This window comes from Paenochrobactrum gallinarii (assembly GCF_014205685.1).
Taxonomy (GTDB): Bacteria; Pseudomonadota; Alphaproteobacteria; order Rhizobiales; family Rhizobiaceae; genus Paenochrobactrum; species Paenochrobactrum gallinarii.
Map to the genome: position 1 here is coordinate 97760 of NZ_JACIIU010000002.1, position 21167 is coordinate 118926.

Here is a 21167-nt window from a genome sequence, read left to right on the forward strand (position 1 = left end):
TTCAACACTCATAACAACAATAAGAATGAAAGCCTTGCCGTGGTAAACTCTGCCAATTTGCGCGCCGGTATGTATATGATGATTGCGATGGGATTATTCACCATCGGCGACAGTATCACCAAAATGTTGGCACAAGAGATGAACGGCGGCCAATATATGCTGGTGCGCGGTCTTTTTGCTACCGCCATTATCACCACATTGGCATGGTATCAGGGCAGCTTACGCAAAATCGGCTTTAACGCGATGGTGGCCTTACGTGTTGTCGCCGAAGTCGTTGCGGCGATTACCTATATTTATGTGCTCAAATTTGTCTCGCAGGCTTTTGCTTCCTCCATCTTTCAGGCAGTGCCACTATTTGTGACCATCGGCGCGGCGGTGTTTTTACGCGAGCATGTCGGCTGGCGTCGCTGGACATGTATTCTCATTGGTCTTGTCGGCGTATTGATTATTATTCGGCCGGGCGGCAATGAAATTGCCGGCCTCACCAGTATCGGGCTTTTGCTCTTAAGCGTTTTGGCCGCTGCTGTGCGCGATATTGCAACGCGCCGCGTGCCGGATACGGTACCAACGCTTTATCTCTCAACCCTTACAACCGTTGCCACCACTATGATAGGAGCTGCCATCATCATGCCAATGGGCGGCTGGACACCTTTAACTATAAATAGTGTCTTCCTCTGCATTATTGCCGCTGTTTTGCTGCTAATTGGCTATAGCTTCATCATCATGGCCATGCGTCAGGGCGAAATCTCTTTTGTTTCCCCTTTCCGTTACACCAGTCTGCTATGGGCAATCATTCTCAGCACCGTCATTTTCCGTGAGCCACCTGACCTTTGGACAATTATCGGCGCGCTGATTGTGGTGAGCAGTGGTGTCTATATGATCTACCGTGAAAGCGTGTTGAACAAACGTGCCGAACAACGCAGCACCCTTGCCTCAATTCCAACGGGGATCGACCCTTCATGAAGGACATTAAAGCCCGTCATATACCGGTGGTCATTCTTGCCGGTGGCCGCTCAAGCCGTATGCAAGCCGAAGGGCTGTCGGGAGATAAATATCTGCATTTGCTGGATGATAAGCCAGTAATTGCCCATTTGATCGAGCGTTTACAATTACAAGCCGATCATATCGCCTTAAACAGCAATCAGGTTCAAAGCGTTTTATCGCGCTTTGCTTTGCCGGTTATTGCAGACCAGTTTGCCTATAATTCCGGCCCCCTTACCGGGATTCTCACCGCAATGCGTTATGCAAAAGAGCAAGCTTTTGTTGTAACCGCTGCGGCAGACACGCCTTTCATTCCAAGTGATCTGCTAGAAGCACTATTCAACCGGCAACAAGCCATCCAAAGCGATGTGGTCTTTGCCGCATCGAATGGCGCAACACACCCGACTTTTGGCTTGTGGCGCACTCATCTGGCAGAAAAACTATCCACTTGGCTCGCCCAGGGTCATAAGCCAAGCGTCATTAGTTTTGCCGCAACCATCAAACAAAGCACGGTCGATTTTCCGTTTGGCACCCTGTCAAACGGCAGCAGTTATGATCCGTTTTTCAATATTAATGAACCGTCCGATCTCATCCTCGCCCGCCAATTACTAAAGCAACTGACAATATGAGCAATCAGTCATTCGCCTCACCTGTTTTTGGCATTACCGGCTGGAAAAACTCCGGAAAAACGACAATGACTGCACGATTGGTAAGCGAACTGACACATCGCGGCTGGCGTGTTTCCACGATTAAACACGCCCATCATGATTTTGATATTGATGTGGAAGGCACGGATTCATGGCGACATCGTAAAGCCGGAGCCGCAGAAGTGGCGGTCGTGTCATCTCGTCGGTTTGCCATTATTCATGAAAATACGGATGAGGCTGAACCTTCATTAGACGACATTCTTGCACGGCTATCGCCAGCCGATCTGGTACTGGTTGAAGGTTATAAGCAAGGCTCTCACCCCAAGCTTGAGGTAATCCGGCAAGCCAGTCAAACACAGCCGCCCATTTATGAGGCCAATATGAGCATAGTTGCCTTAGCAAGTGATTTATCGCCTGCCAATCTGAAAGGCGCTGGCCATCTGCCCCTTTTTCACCCAGATGACATACACTTAGTTGCTGATTATATTGAGCGCTTCTGCAATCTGAAAAAGTGATGATTCCAGCGCTGAACACGAGCGAAGAAGTTAGCGGCTATTTTTGCCACCTTAACATCTACGTCTTTGGTATTAGAGATCATTCATTATGCAGTTTTTTTCGTCAAAAAAGCAGCTACCAGCCCTTATTATGCAGCAGTTTAGCCATTATAACGCCGGAAATTTTGTGCCATCCTTTTTTTAAATTTTATTTAAAGTAAAAAATCTGAATACAGCTTGCCTTTCTCCTGAAAATAATGGGAATATCAATCCATAAGAAGTAAATGCTTCAGATATATTTTTGTATCGCGGCCAGCCGTTAACAGGCAAAGATATCTGGGAAACAAAGATAAACGACGGTCTTAAATACGAATAATCGTAAACAAAGGCCGCAAACTATATAGAGGGAAAAATGCGTCTATCAAAACGTATGACTTGTGCCGTTTCGGCTTTTGCATTTGCACTCAGCCTCAATGCTGCCGGCATCACCAGCGCATCGGCGGAAGAACCGCTAAAGATTAAAATCGCCTCTGAAGGCGCTTACCCGCCATTTAACTTCATCAAGCCGGATGGCACATTAACCGGATTCGACGTTGAGATCGGCCTTGCGCTTTGTGAGGAAATGAAAGCCGATTGTGAAATGGTCACACAAGAGTGGGATGGCGCCATTCCAAGCCTGCAAGCGGGCAAAATCGATGCTTATATCGCTTCAATGTCAATCACTGAAGAACGCCTGAAGCAAGTAGATTTCAGCGGTAAATATTATAACACCCCTCCGGGCATTGCCGTTCCGAAAGACAGCCCGATTACCGGCATGACCAAAGAAGATCTGGCTGGCAAAACAATCGGCGTTCAGGTTTCGACAACCCACGCTAATTATTCTGAGAAAACCTTTACTGACAGCGAGATCAAAGCCTATCCGACAGCGGAAGAATATCGCCTTGATCTGGCCAATGGCCGTCTTGATGCCGTTAATGATGATAGTGTAACCCTGTCGCAATGGCTGGATACGCCTGATGGCGCATGCTGCAAGATGCTCGGCACTTTTCCGCCAGTGATTGAAATTCACGGCCCGGGCGCCGGCGTTGCCGTCAAAAAAGGCAATACAGAACTGGCTGATAAGTTTTCCGCCGCTATTAAGGCTATTCGCGCCAATGGCAAATACAAAGAAATCAACGACAAATACTTTGCCTTTGATGCTTATGGTGCAGAAAACTAATCCATGAATGAGCGGCCTTTCTTGAAGCCTCAGGAAGGGCCGTTTTCATCTTATGCCTTTAAATGCAGATGCTTAAAGCCGTAACGCGATTTCATTTCGCCCACATAGGCTTTGCGGTTAAAAGACCAATGGTATGCAGGTTAGCGACATGCAGGCCACATATAATTTGAGAAAGAAAAGGCGCATAAGCGCATGGATTATTATTTAAGCTTAATTAGTTTTGGACCTGAAGGCTGGGCCAGAAACATCTTATCTGGCCTGGTGATTACCGTTTCTCTGGCTGTCGCCACACTGCCGCTCGGCCTTGCTCTTGGCTTTCTGGTGGCTCTTGGCAAGCAATCATCCGAGCCATCACTGCGACTGGCTTCCAATATTTATACAACCATTTTTCGCGGGCTTCCCGAGCTCCTCACTTTGTTTCTGGTTTATTTCGGCGCCACACTTGGCGTACAAAAACTCACCACCGCACTTGGACTTAATATTCAGATCGAAATCAATTCCTTTGCTGCCGGTATGTTGGCGCTGGGCTTTGTGTTCTCATCCTATTCCAGTGAAGTGTTTTTATCCGCTTTCCGTGCCATTCCTGCCGGCCAATATGAGGCTGGCTATGCCATTGGCCTTTCCAAATGGCAGACAATGCGCAAAATCATTTTTCCGCAATTAATCCGCATCGCCCTTCCCGGTCTTGCCAATCTGTGGCTGGTTTTGCTCAAAGACACATCGCTTGTGTCGGTTATTTCTCTGTCCGACATCATTCGACAGACCCAGATTGCAGCACGTGTCAGCAAAGAGCCGTTTCTCTTTTACAGCCTTGCCTGCCTGCTTTATCTCAGCCTTGCAATTATTTCGTCCTATTTTATCAATCGCATTGGCGATTGGGCCAGCAACAATAAAAATGGAGGCAAAGCATGAGTAAACACATGTCCTCCAACGCAATCCTTCGCACCGAAGTTGAGTGTTTAAAACCTCCTGCGATTAAACGCGGCTGGACAAAAGCGCGGATCACCGGCCATGTACTGGTTGGCCTTTGGCTTATTATGTTCGCGGGTCTTGCCACCTATCTTTATAATGCATGGCAGATCGATCTGGTACAGACCTATGGTCCACGCTATTGGTCCGGCCTTCTCACCACATTAAAGCTTGTCGCTATCTCTATTGTTTTGGGTGCGCTGGTTTCGCTGCCTGTTGCCGCGGCGCGCATGTCCAACTCCAAAATTTTGCGCCGTATTTCTTATGGATATGTCTATTTCTTCCGCGGTACGCCGCTTTTGGCGCAAGCCTTTTTGATTTATTACGGCTTTGGCACCTTCCGCCCCTCATTGGAAAGTGTCGGCCTCTGGGTATTTTTCCGTGATGCGTGGAACTGCGCGATCTTAGCTTTCACGCTTAACACATCGGCCTATCAGGCAGAAATTTTACGTGGCGCTATTCAAAGTGTTGCGGTCGGCCAATGGGAAGGTGCGGCAGCACTTGGCCTTAATAAACGCACCACATTCTGGAAGGTTATCCTGCCGCAAGCGCTCATCGTGGCTCTGCGCCCTTATGGCAATGAAATCATCCTGATGATCAAAGGCTCGGCGATCGTTGCGATCATCACGGTCTATGACCTGATGGGTGAAACCAGACGCGCCTATTCGCGCACTTTTGATTTCCAGACATATCTGTGGGCGGCTGTTTTATATCTTATCATCGTAGAAATATTGCGTCATATTTGGGAATGGATCGAACGCAGAATTACCAGACATTTGAAGCGCTGATCTGCGCCGATGATGACTGATATAGAAAATGCAAAGGGAAGAGAATGAAAATCTGGGGACGCGATAGTTCAGGCAATGTTAAAAAGACATTGTGGACGGCTGAAGAACTCAGCCAGGATGTTGAATATATCCACGCCGGTGGCAAACATGGCGGTCTGGACAATCCTGAATTCCTGAAACGCAACCCCAACGGCAAAGTGCCGCTTCTCGAGGACGGCTCGCTTAACTTATGGGAATCTAATGTGATTGTGCGCTATCTGGCAGCGCAATATGGCAAGGGAAGCCTTTGGATTGAAAACCCAGCCGAGCGCGCTTCTGCCGAAAAATGGATGGATTGGACGTCGAATTCCGTTGCGCCGCATTTCCGCACCATTATCATGCATGGTTTGCGCCTGCCTGAAGCGCAGCGTGAACCCAAACTATTGGCCCAATCTGTCGCCGAGCTTTCCAGAGTGCTGGAAATTGCCGAGGCTCATTTGAGCGAAAATGAATGGATGACGGGCAAAGCCTTTGGCATTGGCGATATCCCGCTTGGTGTTAACATCTATTTATGGTTCGGCCTTTCGCTTGAGCGTCCGTCTTTTCCTAATCTCGAGCGCTGGTATCAGCAATTGCAGACGCGCCCTGCATATCGCCGCCGCGTCATGACAACTATTGAATAATCAGCCACATAGTCAGCACCCTCTGTGATGATGACAGTGCTGAACAACACGTCTTTATTTATTTTATACGCATTATCTGTCGCAAAACGGCTTCATGCATCAGACAGAAATGTTTAATGGGGGAACTCTTATGGCAAAAGTTGCTTATCTAGGCCTTGGCGTTATGGGCTATCCGATGGCCGGACACTTGAAAAACAAAGGTGGCCATGAGGTAACGGTCTATAACCGTACCACTGCTAAGGCTGAGAAATGGGCAAAAGAATTTGGCGGATCTTTTGCTGCCACACCTGCGCAAGCCGCTCAAGGCGCTGATTTCGTTTTCGCCTGCGTCGGCAACGATGATGATCTGCGCTCCGTTACTTTAGGCGAGAATGGTGCGTTTTCCTCAATGAAAAAGGGCGCATTTTTTATTGATAACACCACCGCATCCGCTGCCATTGCCCGCGAACTGGGCGAAGCGGCACAAAAGGCCGGTTTCAAATTTATGGATGCTCCTGTTTCCGGTGGTCAGGCAGGCGCTGAAAATGGTGTACTCACGGTGATGGTTGGTGCGGATGAAAATGATTTCAATACGGCCAAGCCAGTGATTGAGGCTTTTGCCCGCTCAGTCGGCTTAATGGGGCCTGTTGGCGCCGGACAATTGGCCAAAATGGTCAATCAAATCTGCATCGCAGGTCTGGTTCAGGGGCTGGCAGAAGGCATTCATTTCGGTAAAAAAGCCGGCCTTGATATCAGCAAACTTATTGAAGTAATCTCCAAAGGTGCTGCCGGATCATGGCAGATGGAAAACCGTCACAAAACCATGGATCAGGGCGAATATAATCACGGCTTTGCCGTTGACTGGATGCGAAAAGATTTGAGCATCTGCCTTGATGAAGCCAACCGTAATGGCGCAATGCTGCCTGTGACTGCCCTTGTCGATCAGTTCTATAAAGAAGTGCAAAAACTTGGCGGTGGTCGCTGGGATACTTCGTCATTGCTGGCGCGGCTGGAACAATAATTCGCATCCGGCTCTTTGAGTTGCTTTGGCGCTCATTATCCTCTATGGACTTCACACAAAGAGCCGTTGATACGGCTCTTTTATTCTTTCCCAACCGACAGCAAGTGCTGCAACAGCATGAAATATTGGCAAATAAATATTTAGCCTCGTAAGCGTGCCCGCCGGTTTATTGGTATGTATTTGGCGGAAGTTATGATTGCTGCATCGAAGAAAAGCCCTGCTCACATTGCGATAATTGCGCTATTCCTGGGCGGTGTCGCCATTGGTACATCACCAATTTTTGTACGCCTTTCCGAGACAGGTCCGCTGGCCACGGCTTTTTGGCGTTTGGCTTTGGCTCTGCTACCGCTAATGGCGTTTGATAAAATGTTCATCAAACCAGAGGCCAAAACAGAAGACTTCACATGGAAGGATTATTTTGCACTTGGTATTCCGGGGTTGTTTCTGGCTGGTGATCTGGCGCTCTGGCATGCTGCCCTCAATATCACTACCGTTGCCAATGCCACCTTGCTTGCTAATATGGCGCCGATTTTTGTGGCTGCCGGAGCCTGGATTTTCTTAGGCATTCGTCCTTCCCGCCCGTTTGTGATCGGCCTCATCCTTGCATGTATCGGGCTGGTCGTTTTGAAGGGCGGCGTGGCAGGTCTTACCGACGGACAAGTCAAAGGAGATGGCCTCGCCCTGATCGCCGCCATGTTCTATGCAGGCTATATTTTGTTTCTGGGCAAGCTTCGGGCAAAATTCACCGCCATGCAAATTATGCTGGCAAGCACCATTTCAGCCAGCATCGCCATGCTGATTGTATCGGTTGCCTTTGAAACTAATTTGTTCCCGCTCACTTTTTACGGCTGGGCAATGCTGATCGGCCTTGCGCTGATTACCCATGCGGGTGGTCAGGGGCTCATTACCTATGCGCTGGCCTATCTGCCTGCCTCTTTCTCATCGCTCACTTTGCTGATCCAACCGGTTGTGGCTGCCATTCTGGCATGGCTCATTCTCAGTGAGCCAATTGGTATGATGCAGATTATCGGCGGCATTATTATCATTTGCGGCATTTTATTTGCCCGCCGCAGCTGATTAAAAAAGCGGCGGCTTCAATATGAAGCCGCCGCTTTCAGTTTACTTATTTGTCTTCAACCCATTCCTTGATACGGTCTGGATTTTCTTCAATATATTTATCGACCGCTTTTTCATAAGAGGTTTCCTGCGCATTAAACATCGCAGCCTCCAACTCATCAATCGGCAGCTTCATCCGCTTCAAGAAACCAGCAGCTTCCGGGTTTTCTTCTGAGAACCCTTGACGTGCCAGCACATCAACATGTTCTGCATCACCCAGAGCTTTCTCCGGATCATCAATATAGCGCAGCTTATATTTACCGAACATCCAGTGCGGGCTCCACGCGGTCGCTACAAACCAGCCGTCTTTGCGCATTTCACGGTCAACAGTGGTGAGCATTGCCGCCTCACTGGAAATCTGAAGCTTGTAATTCAAACCATAAGACTTGATCGCTTCTTCCGACAAGCGGGTGAGACCTGCGCCAGGATCAATCCCCTGAATCTGACCTTTCAGCTTTTCCTGAATCGCAGCCTTTTTCAGATCTTCGATCGAATTGATCTCACTTTCCGGAATATAGGCAGGAACAACCCAGCCAAGTTTTGCGCCCTCATAAACAGAACCTAAGTTCTCAACCTTGTTTTCCACACGCTTATAATAATCTTCGTGGGTTGCAGGCAGCCATGCCATCATCATCGCGTCCAGATCACCACGGCTGACACCTTGATAAAGTGGTGCCACGTCGGTCTGAATCAGCTCAACTTTCTGGCCGTATTTATCTTCCAACAATTTTGCTGCGAGTTTAGTGACAAATTCAGCATCAGACCATGGAGCCCAACCCAGTTTCACGGTTTTGGCATCCTGTGCCAGAGCCGAAGTTGCCATAGTTCCCGCCAGCAATGCCGCCAGGCTTAGACGTGTCAGTTTCCCAAACATATCTTCTCCTTTTCGGTTTTTAATTTTTGCAATGCATCGCTTTTACACGCTCGAATTTTGAAAACGCCTTTTCAAAGCGATGCATAAATTCATTCGCAAACAGCTCTTATGCTTCCTGTTTATTCAGCACAGGCTGCTTGACGTCGCTTGCCTCTTTTTTGAAAAATACAAGGCGCTTGAGGAAGCCAGAACGCTCACTTCCACCTGCCTGACCAAAGCTCTGAGTAATCCGGTCAAGAACAACCGCCAGAATAACCACGGCCAAACCACCTTCAAAACCAGTGCCAACATCAAGGCGCTGAATACCGGTGAGGACCGTATTACCAAGACCACCTGCACCAATCATCGATGCGATCACAACCATCGACAGCGACAGCATGATGGTTTGGTTTACACCTGCCATGATGGAAGGCATTGCATTCGGCAGCTGCACTTTAAAGAGCAGTTGTTTGCCTGTGCAGCCGAAAGCAAGCCCTGCCTCAATAAATTCACCATCCACCTGACGAATACCAAGATTGGTAAGTCGCACCACCGGCGGCATTGAAAAAATAACCGTGGCGATTGTACCAGGCACCGCACCAAGACCAAAGAACATGGCGGCCGGGATGAGATACACAAAGGCAGGCATGGTCTGCATCAGGTCAAGTATGGGGCGCGTAATCGTAGCCACTGTTTCACTGCGCGCCATCCAGATGCCCAGCGGAATACCAATCAGCATAGCAATGATGGTTGCCGCCAACACAAGTGACAAGCTTTGCATCATGCCTTCCCAAAGCCCCATGTGAAGAACCAAAGCCATCGCAAGCAGGGTAAAGAGCGCAAACTTTCCACCAACGCGCCAAAGACTGAGCGCTGCCACAATGAGAATGCCAGCGACTGGCGGCAAGGACAGCAAAACTTGCTGAATACTACCGGTTACAAGGCCAATTGCAGCAGAAATGGCATCTAACAGCGGGGTGAAATGGTCAAGAATATAATTGACCACAAGATCGGCACCCTTGCCGATACTAAATTCAAAATTCATTTTATCCGTCCGTTCCGGATGCTTTTACGCATCCTTATTTTTGTTTCCACGCATACTATTCCATTGCTTCAAACGAAGCAGAAAGGCTGCGCTCAACCGGCACGGTCGAGAGTTTCAAGCAGTGCAGTTTTACTTATTGCACCAATATAGCGGTTGTTTTCATCAACAACCGGCACAGGCCAGCGGCTTTCAGCGACGCGCCCCAGCACATCAGACAAGGATTCTTCCGCCTGTATCGGCTGCAAATCCGGAATAAAGGCCTCACGATAAGGCTGTTCGACTTTTGATTTCAAACGTTCAATCAGTGCATCTTTACTGATCATGCCGTGATAGCCGCGGTCACGACCAACGATAATGGCAACTTCGCGTCCTGCACTTTCCATTTGCTTCAGTGCTGCCGCAGCAGAAACACCATGGCGCTCGATGATCGTCAGCTGAGTGCTGCGGGCAATATCACCGGCTTTGAAGACCTGTGACACATCCACATTGCGGAAAAAGGAGCGCACATAGTCATTGGCTGGTTGCGAGACGATCTCGTCCGGTGTGCCAACCTGCACCACCTTACCGTGCTGCATAATGCAAATACGGTCGCCAATACGCATCGCTTCATCAAGATCATGGCTGACGAAGATAATCGTGCGGCTGTTTTCTGCCTGCAAACGAATGAGCTCATCCTGCATTTCTGTGCGGATCAGAGGATCAAGCGCTGAGAAAGCCTCATCCATGAGCAAAATGGTCGGCTCGCTTGCCAAGGCACGCGCCAGCCCGACACGCTGCTTCATACCACCGGACAATTCATCCGGTTTGCTTTGTGCATAAGCTTCAAGGCCGACGGCTGCCAGCGTCTTCATTGCTTTTTCGTGGCGCTCGGCCTCACCGACACCGGCAATTTCCAGCCCGAAGGAAGCATTATTTAAAACAGTCCTGTTTGGCAAAAGCGCAAAGGACTGGAAAACCATACTCATATCGCGGCGGCGTAAATCGATGAGTTCTGATTTCGACATTTTGGTAATGTCGCGACCATCAACCTCAATCACACCGGATGTTGGCTCAATCAAACGGTTGAGCAACCGTAATAGCGTCGATTTCCCGGAGCCTGAGAGCCCCATAATGACGAAAATCTCGCCTTCCTTAATTTCAAATCCGGCATCATCCACACCAATTGTGCAGCCGGTTTCACGATGGATATCTGTTTTAGATTTTCCGGACTTCAATTCTTTTAAAGCACGTTCCGGACGATCGCCAAAAACTTTGAAAACATTTTTCAAAGAAATTTTTACTTTTTCGGAAGTTTCTTTACTATCGTTATCCGTAATAAATACCATATATTATAATTAACCCTGCCTTGTCGGGCAGACCTAACCTCCTTAAACAAGCAAAAATGTTCTTATATATTAAAGCTTAAAGTAGAGAATTTAAAAACTTCAATAATAAGAACTCATTCAATTCAGATTTATGAGTTAGTATATAGAAAACTGACTTCATGTCCACCCAAACACAGAAATCTACTAACATCAGAAGACGCTAAATCTTACTGCATCCCGTATTATACAAGGGATGCAGCCATGTTAAATTTTTATATTTTGGAAGCGCAAAAGAGCCGTTTTATGGCCGGATCAAAGACAAGAGACCATACATTCCACACCTTTTCCATGCTGGCATAATCGTGGCGTGAATCAGGGCTTTTATTTAAAAAAATCGCTAAAACGACCCTCAAAAATTCGTTTTCCGCACAAATTTCAAATAAAACTTATGTAAAAAAATACGGAACCAATCCTGCATTCAGCAGTTAGTTTGATACAGGCCACGCCTTTTAGAAGCTAAAAAATGGAGGTTCTCATGTTACGTGCTGGAATTTTATGGATGCTCGGCGTTCCGTTTTTTGTAGTGCTGATTATCTGGTATTTCTTTTTCTGACCAAGGCAAACGCAGGTCGCGTATAATTGCATAAATTTCGTTTGCGCCCCTTACAAAAACGCCATGTCGTGAATATGTTGGGGCGCTGACAAACTTGCAATTTTAAAAGGATAAACCATGCCTGCCAAACAAATAACCATCGATGTTATATCGGATGTGGTATGCCCATGGTGCTTTGTAGGCCGTAAACGGCTGCAACAGGCATTAAATCTCCTGCCCGATGTAGAAGCAACCATACGCTGGCGACCTTATCAGCTCGACCCGAATATTCCGGCTGGCGGCAAGGATCGCAAAGCCTATATGAAAGAAAAATTCGGCTCCGGTTCACGTGCTAATGAGATACACGATCAGCTGATTAAAACCGGCGAAGACAACGACATTGAATTTGATTTTGATGCTATTGAAGTTGCACCCAACACATTAGATGCGCATCGCGTCATTCATTGGGCAGCACAGGCCGGCACGCCTGATGCCCAAGACAAACTCGTCGGCGAGCTCTTCTCGCTCTATTTTGAGCAAGGCCAGAATATCGGTGATCATAAAGTGCTGGTAGAAGCCGCAGCCAAGGCCGGCCTTGAGGCACCTGTGATTGAAAAACTACTTGAAACCGATGCTGACAAGCAGAATATCCGGCAAGAAATTGAAACAGCCACCCGCATCGGCGTGCGCGGGGTGCCATGTTTTATTATTGATCAGAAATATGCTGTCATGGGCGCACAAAGCGCTGAGGTTTTGGCCGATGCAATCAGCCAAGCCGCAAGCGGTTTTGAGCCAGGCATTATTGAAGACCGCTAATCGCGACCTTCATTTCATCTGATATTTTGGCGGCTGCTTGAGAAATCACGCAGCCGCTATTTTTGCCAGCTGTGTCATCAGCACAGCCGCGCCTGTGAGGCGTTTTTCCGGTGTCGGCCAATCGCGGATCAGCACAATGCTCTGATCTGGGCGGATTTTTGCCAATGATCCCTGCTCGCCAATCATTTTAACCAGACCAACCGGATTAGGGAATGTCTTATCACGGAACTGGATAACCACACCCTTAGGCCCCGCATCCAGCTTCTCAACATTGGCTTTGCGGCAAAGCGCCTTGATGAAGACAATTTTCAGCAAGTGCTGCACTTCTTCCGGCAATGGACCAAAACGGTCGATCAGCTCGGCTGCAAAAGCGTCAATATCCTGCGTTTCTTCCAGATCAGCCAGACGACGATAAAGACCAAGACGCAATTGCAGATCGGGCACGTAAGATTCCGGTATCATCACCGCAGTGCCGATAGAAATCTGCGGCGACCACTGCGTGCTCTCCACCACTTCTGTGCCCTGCAATTCGGCAACGGCTTCTTCGAGCATCTGCTGATAAAGCTCGAAGCCGACCTCTTTGATATGACCGGACTGCTCTTCGCCAAGCAAATTGCCCGCCCCACGAATATCCATGTCATGGCTGGCAAGCTGGAAGCCTGCGCCAAGCGTATCAAGCGATTGCAGTACTTTCAGGCGGCGCTCGGCGGTTTGCGTCAGGGTGCGCCCCACAGGCAGCGTAAAGAGCGCGAAAGCACGCTGCTTGGAGCGCCCGACACGGCCACGGATCTGGTAAAGCTGCGCCAGACCAAACATATCTGCACGATGGACAATCAATGTATTGGCGGTCGGCACATCAAGGCCGGATTCCACAATAGTGGTGGATAGCAGCACATCATATTGACCTTCATAGAAAGCGTTCATGATGTCATCGAGCATGCCCGGTGCCATCTGGCCATGCGCCACAGCCACTTTCAGCTCCGGCACATGCTCATCAAGAAATTCTTTGATATGCGCCAGATCAGACACGCGTGGGCAGACATAGAAACTATGGCCACCGCGATAATGCTCACGCATCAAAGTTTCACGGATCACCAACGGATCAAACGGCGAAATAAATGTACGCACCGCCATACGGTCAACCGGCGGCGTGGTAATCAGCGACAATTCACGCACACCTGTGAGCGCCAATTGCAATGTACGCGGAATTGGCGTGGCGGAAAGAGTGAGCACATGCACGTCCGATTTCAAATCTTTCAGACGCTCTTTGTGCTTCACACCAAAATGCTGCTCTTCATCGATAATGAGAAGACCAAGATTTTTAAACTTGATGCCATTGCCAAGCAGCGCATGAGTGCCAACAACAATATCCACTTTGCCATCTGCCACATCTTTTTTGACCTGCGACAGTTCTTTCGCACCAACCAGACGCGATGCCTGCGCCACATTGATCGGCAACCCATGGAAACGCGCTGTAAATGTTTTGAAATGCTGACGTGACAGCAGTGTTGTCGGCACAACCACAGCCACCTGAAAACCATTGAGCGCAGCAATAAAAGCCGCACGTAAGGCCACTTCGGTTTTACCAAAGCCCACATCGCCGCAAATCAGGCGATCCATCGGGCGACCAAGCGAGAGATCATCGGTGATCGCCTCAATAGCGCTCAGCTGATCTTCAGTTTCATCATAAGGGAAACGGGCTGCAAACTCGGCATAAAGCCCTTCAGGTGGCGGCATAACCGGCGCACCGCGCATCTGACGCTCAGCCGCAATTTGAATGAGATGTCCGGCAATTTCCAGCAAGCGTTTTTTAAGCTTGGCTTTGCGTGCCTGCCACGCGCCACCGCCCAATTTATCAAGCAGTGCTGTTGAGCCCTCACCGCCAAAACGCGACAGAAGCTCGATATTTTCAACCGGCAAGAACAGACGGTCATCGCCGGCATAGTGAATTTCCAAACAATCATGCGGCGCACCCGCAGCCGTGATGGTTTTAAGCCCGACAAATTTACCAATACCGTGATCGACATGCACAACAATGTCGCCAGCCGATAGTGCACCCGCATCAGAGATAAAGTCCTGATCGCGTTTGCGCTTCTTGGTACGGCGCACCAAGCGGTCACCGAGAATATCCTGCTCAGCCACAACCACCAGATCACTGGCGGTAAAGCCGCTTTCAATCGCCAGCACGGTTGCGGTGATTTTATCGCGCGATAAAGCTTTGACAGTGCGAAGTTCATCAACTGTTTCGATTTTTTCAAGGCCATGCTCGCCAAGCACTTGCAGCAAGCGATCAAGCGAGCCTTCACTCCATGCCGCCAACATGACTTTTTTGCCGCCGGCTCGCAAATCAGCCAGATATTTAACCACCACTTCAAAGAGGTTAATATCGGTGGCGGCGCGCTCTTCGGCAAAATTTCTTGCAGCCTGCACATCAGCATGAATAACGGTGCGGCCTGCAACTTCCGGCGCACCAAAAGGGGTGAGATCAATGCGCATACCGGCAGCCTGCGCATGCTCCTGCACTTGTTTTGGCGACATATAAAGCGCAGACGGACGCACAGGCTTATAAGGCACACTATCGCCCGGCTCCTTGCCTGTTGCCTGACGCTCACGCGCTTCATAATGATCAAGCACCAATGTGTGGCGCTCGGCCAAAGCCTCTGTCACCAGATGGTCAAACACCACCGGCATGGAGCCGGCGTGATCAAACACCGTTTCCAGCTCATCATAAAAGAGCGGCAGCCAGTGTTCCATGCCGGCAAAACGGCGCCCTTCACTTATGGCCTGATAAAGCGCATCATCGCGTGATGGCGCACCAAACATCTGCACATATTGTGTACGAAAACGGCTGATCATTTCCGGCGAGAGCGTAATTTCGCTCATCGGCTGGAGAATAAACTCTTTTTGATTACCCTGACTGCGCTGGCTGGCCGGATCAAATGAACGAATTGATTCTAATGTATCACCAAAGAAATCAAGACGAACAGGCGCATCTGTGCCCGGTGCAAAAAGATCAAGAATACCACCACGAACGGCAAATTCACCCACATCACGTACCGTCGGCACGCGTTCAAAACCGTTGCGTTCCAACTTGCCGGCAAGCTCGTTCATATTGAGGCGATTGCCCGGGCGCGCAGAAATCACCTGATCGGCAAGCGCTGCACGCGGCGGCAGCTTTTGCAACACCGCATTGGCGGTGGTTAAGATAATAGCCGGATGGCGTTGCTGTTGCAGATTAGATAAATGCGCTAATGCAGCCAGTCTGCGCGCACTGGTATCGGCGCCCGGTGACACGCGGTCATAGGGCAAACAATCCCATGCAGGCAGATGCAACACAGGCAGATCAGGACGCACAAAGTTTAAAACCTGCTCCAGATCCGCTACTCGCTGGCCATCGCGCATCACAAATAGCAGAGGGCCGCCCTCGCCCACCTCTTCAACTAATCTGGCAAGGCAAAACCCTTCAAAACCATCCGCCACACCATCAATTGTGACATGCGCTGTTTTGGACGGTTTCAAGCCAAATTTGGAAAATACGGACATCAGACAGAACTCTATTATTTACATTGCAGCAGACAACTTAACCGCTGGCGATATTAAAACGCTATACGCTTACGAAAATCGATAATGTCACGAAACAGCGGTGTATCAAATTGAGCAGGAATATCGCTCTCACCTGTCACCCATTTGAACAAATCGCGATCCAGCACTTCCAGGAGATGCTCATATTCATCAAGTTGCGCATCGGTAAAACCGGCAATATATTCATCAGCATACTGGCCAAAGATGATATCCATCTCTTTCATACCGCGATGCCATGAACGGAACAATAATTTACGGCGTCTGGCGTCAAGATCAGCTCTAGCCGCGGCCTTTTCAACTGCTGCATTCGTGGCTTCTGTTGTGTCAGTCATAAAAACGCTCTCCGCTTCACCTTTATTGACCATCGCTATACAGCATTTATTTGCAATGTGGGAACCTGTTTTACTCTTTTAAGCCATACAGAACAAAAAGTGCACAAATTTTTTCAACAGTGGCTTGCATGCAACGAAAATCCGGTTAAAGCTTCGCCTCATGCGACCTTCAGTGCTTGATCCGTTTTTTGCCACCGTCAGAACACTTCCCGGTATCGGGCCGAAAGTGTCCCTCCTGCTTGCAAAATTACTTGGCACGGAACCGGGACAGGAACCCCGTGTCGGACAGCTCATTTATTATCCACCAAGTTCTGTGATCGACCGGCGCTTTCGCCCGACCGTCAATCTGGCCGAACATGGCGCGATCGTCACTTTAGAAGTGGTGGTAGATTTTCACCAGCCAGCCTTTTCAGCCTCCGGTAAAACCCGCGCCAATGCTCCGCACCGCGTCATTGCCCATGATGACACAAGCGAAATTACGCTGGTGTTTTTCCATGCACAAATCCCTTGGCTTCACAAAGTATTGCCCGAAGGCGAAACGGTAGTCATCTCCGGCAAGGTGGAATGGTTTAACGGTCGCGCCCAGATGGTGCATCCCGACTATATTGCCAGTATCCATGACACCGACGGGCTGCCGCTGTTAGAAACGGTTTATCCGACAACAGCCGGTCTTTCACCCAAAGTGCTCAACCGTGCAATTGATGAAGCGCTCACCCGCATTCCGTTCATGCAGGAATGGATTGATGAAAGCCTGCTGAAACGGGAAGATTTTCCCGGCCACAATGAAGCACTGGTGCATATGCATCAGCCGGAAGAGCCACAAGATATTGAGCTGGAAAGTCCTTATCGCAGGAGACTGGCTTATGACGAGTTGCTGGCCGGACAATTGGCCCTTGCGCTTGTACGGGCAAAAACACGCAAACTATCAGGCCGCCCCTTGCAGGGCACCGGTAAGATCATTCAGGCGATTTTACAAAACCTGCCCTATCAATTAACCGGCAGCCAGCAGACAGCCATTAAAGAAATCATCACCGACCTGAAAGAACCGCAGCGCATGTTACGGCTTTTGCAAGGTGATGTCGGCTCCGGTAAAACAATCGTCGGCCTCATTGCTATGGCACATGCCGCTGAAGCAGGCGGACAATCCGCGCTGATGGCACCAACAGAAGTGCTGGCACGCCAGCATTATGCCACGATTGCGCCCTTGGCAGAAGCAGCTGGCCTGAAAGCCGCGCTTTTGACAGGTCGTGAAAAGGGCCGTGAACGTCAGCGCATTCTTGACGAATTGCGTGAGGGTGAAATCAATATCATCATCGGCACTCATGCACTGTTTCAGGAAAAGGTCGAGTATCATGATCTGGTACTCGCCATTATTGATGAACAGCATCGTTTCGGTGTGCATCAGCGCCTGATGCTAACCGCCAAAGGCACTGCACCCGACATGCTGGTGATGACGGCCACCCCTATTCCACGCACCTTAGTTCTGACCGCCTTTGGCGACATGGATGTTTCAAAGCTCACAGAAAAACCGGCAGGTCGCCGCCCTATTACGACAGTGACATTGCCGTTGGAACGGCTGGATGAACTGATTGAGCGCATGCAAAGCGCAGTGCAGGACGGTCAGAAAATTTATTGGATATGCCCTTTGGTGGAAGAATCCGAACATATTGAACTGACATCTGCCGAAGAACGCTTTCACACATTACAAACTGTTTTCGGTGATCAGGTCGGGCTTATTCATGGTCGGATGACTGGCACTGAAAAAGATGAAGCCATGCGCGCTTTCAAACAAGGCGAAACCCGTCTGTTGATTGCTACCACCGTGATTGAGGTTGGTGTTGATGTGCCGGATGCCACCATCATTGTGATTGAACATGCTGAGCGCTTTGGCCTTGCGCAGTTGCATCAGTTGCGCGGACGTGTCGGGCGTGGTGACAAGCCCTCTTCCTGCCTGCTGCTTTATAAAGGGCCGCTTGGTGAAATATCCAAAGCACGGCTGAAAGTGATGCGTGAAACCGAAGACGGCTTCCGCATTGCTGAGGAAGATTTGAAACTGCGCGGCGAAGGTGAGTTGCTTGGCACCAGACAGTCCGGCACCCCCGGCTTCAGGCTCGCCTCCCTCGAAGTGCATTCAGACCTGTTGGAAATTGCCCGTAAAGATGCGCGCCTTGTACTGGAAAAAGATCCAGAACTGACAACAGCGCGCGGTGAAGCTTTGCGCACCCTGCTTTATTTGTTCAGCCGTGATGAAGCGATCCGGTTGCTGCGTGCCGGCTGATACAATTTTGCGGAATCAAAACGTGATTCTTATTATTTGATGAAAAAGAAAAACACTCTAGTTGACTGATAAATCGGCGTTTTTTGCGTTTCGCCCTAAAAAATAACGTACTAAATCGCATTCTTTCAAAGTTTTTTGCATTCTTATCAACATTCGGCACATTTCTTCAGTTTGCTCGCTTGACAGGCGCGCACGAACACCTTAAACGAGCCTCACACCAGACGGAAACGCTGGTTACCAAGTCCGGTTTAACCGGAATGAGATGCGCGGGTGTAGCTCAGTTGGTTAGAGTGCCGGCCTGTCACGCCGGAGGTCGCGGGTTCGAGCCCCGTCACTCGCGCCACTTTCATCAGATTAAATGATTAATGTTGAAAGTGGCGCAACCCCGCCTAATCCTTGATAACACAATCAAACAATCCTCATTTAAGCTATGCTGTTTTTCAGTCCGCCGCTATTCTTGCCATAAAATCATAACAACAATATTTAAGACAACAAAAAAGCGCGCTCATCCTTCATGAGACACGCCTTCAACAACTCTAATTTTAACCAGCTCTTTGCTGTGAACCGAAGCCGACAGCAAATTTATATTATTTCAAAACTATCCGCACAGCCTGACGACCACGGCTCACACATGTTTTCATGTGTATTGTTGCTTTTGGCATTGATGCCCGTTGCCTGCGTGCAGCATGGCATTTTAACAAAGCAACCAGATCACGCGCCTGAAACGAGTGCGAAACACGACGCAATTCCACCAGACTCATTGCTGCTTCACGCAATAATTGCACAGAAAACAGCGACGGCTTAGGTGCAACTTCCGGTGCAAAATAATTCCAATCAGATGATTCTGTTAAAGAACCAGCAGACTGCACATCGTACATCTTCGACATTGTGAAACCCTTTCACTCAATACATTGCGGGTTTTTTCAACGGTCGCCACGATAGTCGTGACGACAAAACACGAGGTTCATTCTTTAGTTAGCAATCGCGTAGCAACCATATTTCTGCTTTTTCAAAGCCGCACATGCGTTCCATGCTGCCTGTTTACTGTCAAAGCCAACAAAGCGAGCGCGATAAAACATGGTTCCGTTCATCTGGAATGTTTCAGTATACGGAGAAGCTGATTTTAGACCGCCGACAGAAGCATTGGCCTTTGCCAGCATGGTGCGTGCCTGATCTTCACTTGGTAGCGAACCGATCTGCACAGCCCAGCCACCAGATGTTGCAGCAGACGCGGTGGTTACCGGATCAATATTGTTATTAGCGGCATTATTGGCAACACTTGGCACTTCTGCACGTGGTGTCGGCACAATCACATTCTCAATGGCTTTGGCCGCAGGGCGCGCCATCGGAGCAGCGAGTGCCAACACTTGTGGCTGGTCTTGATCACGATCGCCTTCGCCAAACTCACCATTAATCACTTGCTCAATACCGCCATCCTGACGCATCACCGGCAGCGGCGCTTCTTTAGCAGTCGGCAAGGAAACCGAAGCCACATTAACCGCACCATCAGCACGCGCTGCGATGAGGGCATTATTGCCGCGACCACGGCTGGCCTGAGGCAAATATTTGGCAATCAGTTCCTGCATATGCTTATCGCGGCTGGCAGCCGAACGTCCGCCCATCACAACCGCAACCATTTGCTTACCATCAACATTGACGGAGGAAACCAGATTAAAGCCTGATGCATTGGTGTAACCGGTTTTGATACCATCAACACCCTGGACGCGACCCAGCAAACGGTTGTGACCATTGATGGTCTGACCGCGATAGGTAAAGCTGCGCTTGGAAAAATAAGCATATTCATTAGGGAAATGCTGACGCAGTGCCATACCAAGAATTGCCATGTCACGCGCAGTTGAACGCTGCTGCATATTCGGCAGACCGGACGCATTGCGGAAAACAGTGCTTCGCATACCAAGACGCTTGGCTTTAGTGGTCATCATCTGCGCAAAGCGCTCTTCCGAGCCGCCCAGATACTCACCTACAGCTGCTGCCACGTCATTTGCAGATTTGGTAATCAAGGCCAAAATTGCAGCCTCTGCCGGAATGGATTGCCCCGGTTTGAAACCAATTTTTGTTGGCGGTCGTGATGCAGCATAAGCAGAAACAGGAATTGGTGTATTGCGATTAACGCGACCGGATTTCATCGCTTCAAACAGCATATAAAGCGTCATCATCTTGGTCAGCGACGCCGGATAGCGATGCGCATCCGCAGACGAACTGAAGAGCGTTTTACCTGTATTGGCATCAACAACAATGGCTGCATATTTTTCATTTGCAGGTGCAGCAGTTGCCTGCACAACCTGCGAAGTAGAACAGCCGGTCACCACCGCCATAAGCAAGGCAATATGAGCCGTTTTTTTGATGGCAGAAGCAGCTTGAAAAAACGCAATACGCACTACGATACCCACCTGAACACTGGTATTTTTTTACTGCGGCGCAAGCGACACACCACAACCTAATTCGATCATCGTAATGGAAGCAGGGTT

The 21167-nt window shown here is 49.3% G+C and carries 18 protein-coding genes and 1 tRNA gene; 12 read left to right on the plus strand and 7 right to left on the minus strand.

Annotated elements, in window-relative coordinates:
* Window positions 1-39: 39 nt before the first annotated feature.
* The 9 genes from FHS77_RS03175 to FHS77_RS03215 all read left to right on the plus strand — a co-directional run bounded on the left by FHS77_RS03175 (window position 40) and on the right by FHS77_RS03215 (window position 7837).
* Window positions 40-963, plus strand: coding sequence for a DMT family transporter (locus FHS77_RS03175; protein ID WP_343060943.1), 924 nt, complete (start codon window positions 40-42; stop codon window positions 961-963).
* Window positions 960-1610, plus strand: coding sequence for a molybdenum cofactor guanylyltransferase MobA (mobA, locus tag FHS77_RS03180; RefSeq protein WP_184219906.1), 651 nt, complete (start codon window positions 960-962; stop codon window positions 1608-1610). The genes FHS77_RS03175 and mobA overlap by 4 nt, the downstream gene beginning before the upstream one ends.
* Entirely contained in the window at window positions 1607-2143 is a 537-nt protein-coding gene (gene mobB, locus FHS77_RS03185) for a molybdopterin-guanine dinucleotide biosynthesis protein B (RefSeq protein WP_184219909.1), read from the plus strand. Before mobA ends, mobB begins: the two co-directional genes overlap by 4 nt.
* 391 nt (window positions 2144-2534) lie before the next feature.
* On the plus strand, window positions 2535-3341 hold the full coding sequence (locus FHS77_RS03190; protein WP_184219912.1) for an ABC transporter substrate-binding protein: 807 nt from the start codon (window positions 2535-2537) through the stop codon (window positions 3339-3341).
* Window positions 3342-3533: 192 nt separating this feature from the next.
* The gene (locus FHS77_RS03195) at window positions 3534-4253 is read left to right on the plus strand and encodes an ABC transporter permease (protein ID WP_184219915.1); all 720 of its coding nucleotides are present in this window, start codon (window positions 3534-3536) and stop codon (window positions 4251-4253) included.
* 125 nt (window positions 4254-4378) lie between these two features.
* Complete coding sequence (locus tag FHS77_RS03200; RefSeq protein WP_374786203.1) at window positions 4379-5098, plus strand: ABC transporter permease; 720 nt, start codon at window positions 4379-4381, stop codon at window positions 5096-5098.
* Between the two features lie 44 nt (window positions 5099-5142).
* A complete protein-coding gene (locus FHS77_RS03205) occupies window positions 5143-5760 on the plus strand; it encodes a glutathione S-transferase family protein (protein ID WP_184219918.1) in 618 nt (205 codons plus the stop codon).
* A gap of 130 nt (window positions 5761-5890) precedes the next feature.
* Complete coding sequence (locus tag FHS77_RS03210; RefSeq protein ID WP_184219921.1) at window positions 5891-6760, plus strand: NAD(P)-dependent oxidoreductase; 870 nt, start codon at window positions 5891-5893, stop codon at window positions 6758-6760.
* Between the two features lie 192 nt (window positions 6761-6952).
* The gene (locus FHS77_RS03215) at window positions 6953-7837 is read left to right on the plus strand and encodes a DMT family transporter (protein ID WP_184219924.1); all 885 of its coding nucleotides are present in this window, start codon (window positions 6953-6955) and stop codon (window positions 7835-7837) included.
* Between the two features lie 46 nt (window positions 7838-7883).
* On the opposite strand, the gene FHS77_RS03220 is transcribed toward FHS77_RS03215, so the two are convergent.
* From FHS77_RS03220 to proV, 3 genes are all read right to left on the minus strand, one after another.
* On the minus strand, window positions 7884-8750 hold the full coding sequence (locus tag FHS77_RS03220; protein ID WP_184219927.1) for a glycine betaine ABC transporter substrate-binding protein: 867 nt from the start codon (window positions 8748-8750) through the stop codon (window positions 7884-7886).
* Window positions 8751-8856: 106 nt separating this feature from the next.
* Window positions 8857-9774 carry an ABC transporter permease gene (locus FHS77_RS03225; RefSeq protein WP_184219930.1) on the minus strand — a complete coding sequence of 306 codons (918 nt, stop codon included), beginning with the start codon at window positions 9772-9774 and terminating at the stop codon, window positions 8857-8859.
* A gap of 92 nt (window positions 9775-9866) precedes the next feature.
* A complete protein-coding gene (gene proV, locus FHS77_RS03230; protein ID WP_184219933.1) occupies window positions 9867-11099 on the minus strand; it encodes a glycine betaine/L-proline ABC transporter ATP-binding protein ProV in 1233 nt (410 codons plus the stop codon).
* A gap of 709 nt (window positions 11100-11808) precedes the next feature.
* Between proV and FHS77_RS03235 the strand changes: the two genes are divergently transcribed.
* Window positions 11809-12486, plus strand: coding sequence for a DsbA family oxidoreductase (locus tag FHS77_RS03235; RefSeq protein WP_184219936.1), 678 nt, complete (start codon window positions 11809-11811; stop codon window positions 12484-12486).
* Between the two features lie 45 nt (window positions 12487-12531).
* Here the strand turns inward: FHS77_RS03235 and mfd are convergent, their stop codons facing one another.
* Both mfd and FHS77_RS03245 read right to left on the minus strand, forming a co-directional pair.
* Window positions 12532-16029 (minus strand): transcription-repair coupling factor, encoded by a 3498-nt coding sequence (gene mfd, locus FHS77_RS03240; protein ID WP_184219939.1) that lies wholly within the window; start codon window positions 16027-16029, stop codon window positions 12532-12534.
* A 53-nt stretch (window positions 16030-16082) separates the two neighbouring features.
* Window positions 16083-16400: an FAD assembly factor SdhE gene (locus tag FHS77_RS03245; RefSeq protein WP_184219942.1), complete on the minus strand. Its 318-nt coding sequence runs from the start codon at window positions 16398-16400 to the stop codon at window positions 16083-16085.
* A gap of 160 nt (window positions 16401-16560) precedes the next feature.
* Here FHS77_RS03245 and recG point away from each other — a divergent pair, with 160 nt between their 5' ends.
* Window positions 16561-18678: an ATP-dependent DNA helicase RecG gene (gene recG / locus FHS77_RS03250; protein WP_184219945.1), complete on the plus strand. Its 2118-nt coding sequence runs from the start codon at window positions 16561-16563 to the stop codon at window positions 18676-18678.
* Between the two features lie 266 nt (window positions 18679-18944).
* Window positions 18945-19021, plus strand: a tRNA-Asp gene (locus FHS77_RS03255).
* A gap of 244 nt (window positions 19022-19265) precedes the next feature.
* Here the strand turns inward: FHS77_RS03255 and FHS77_RS03260 are convergent.
* Together FHS77_RS03260 and FHS77_RS03265 are read right to left on the minus strand one after the other, a co-directional pair.
* On the minus strand, window positions 19266-19565 hold the full coding sequence (locus tag FHS77_RS03260; RefSeq protein WP_184219948.1) for a hypothetical protein: 300 nt from the start codon (window positions 19563-19565) through the stop codon (window positions 19266-19268).
* Window positions 19566-19649: 84 nt separating this feature from the next.
* Window positions 19650-21077 carry an SPOR domain-containing protein gene (locus FHS77_RS03265; RefSeq protein ID WP_184219951.1) on the minus strand — a complete coding sequence of 476 codons (1428 nt, stop codon included), beginning with the start codon at window positions 21075-21077 and terminating at the stop codon, window positions 19650-19652.
* Between the last annotated feature and the right edge of the window lie 90 nt (window positions 21078-21167).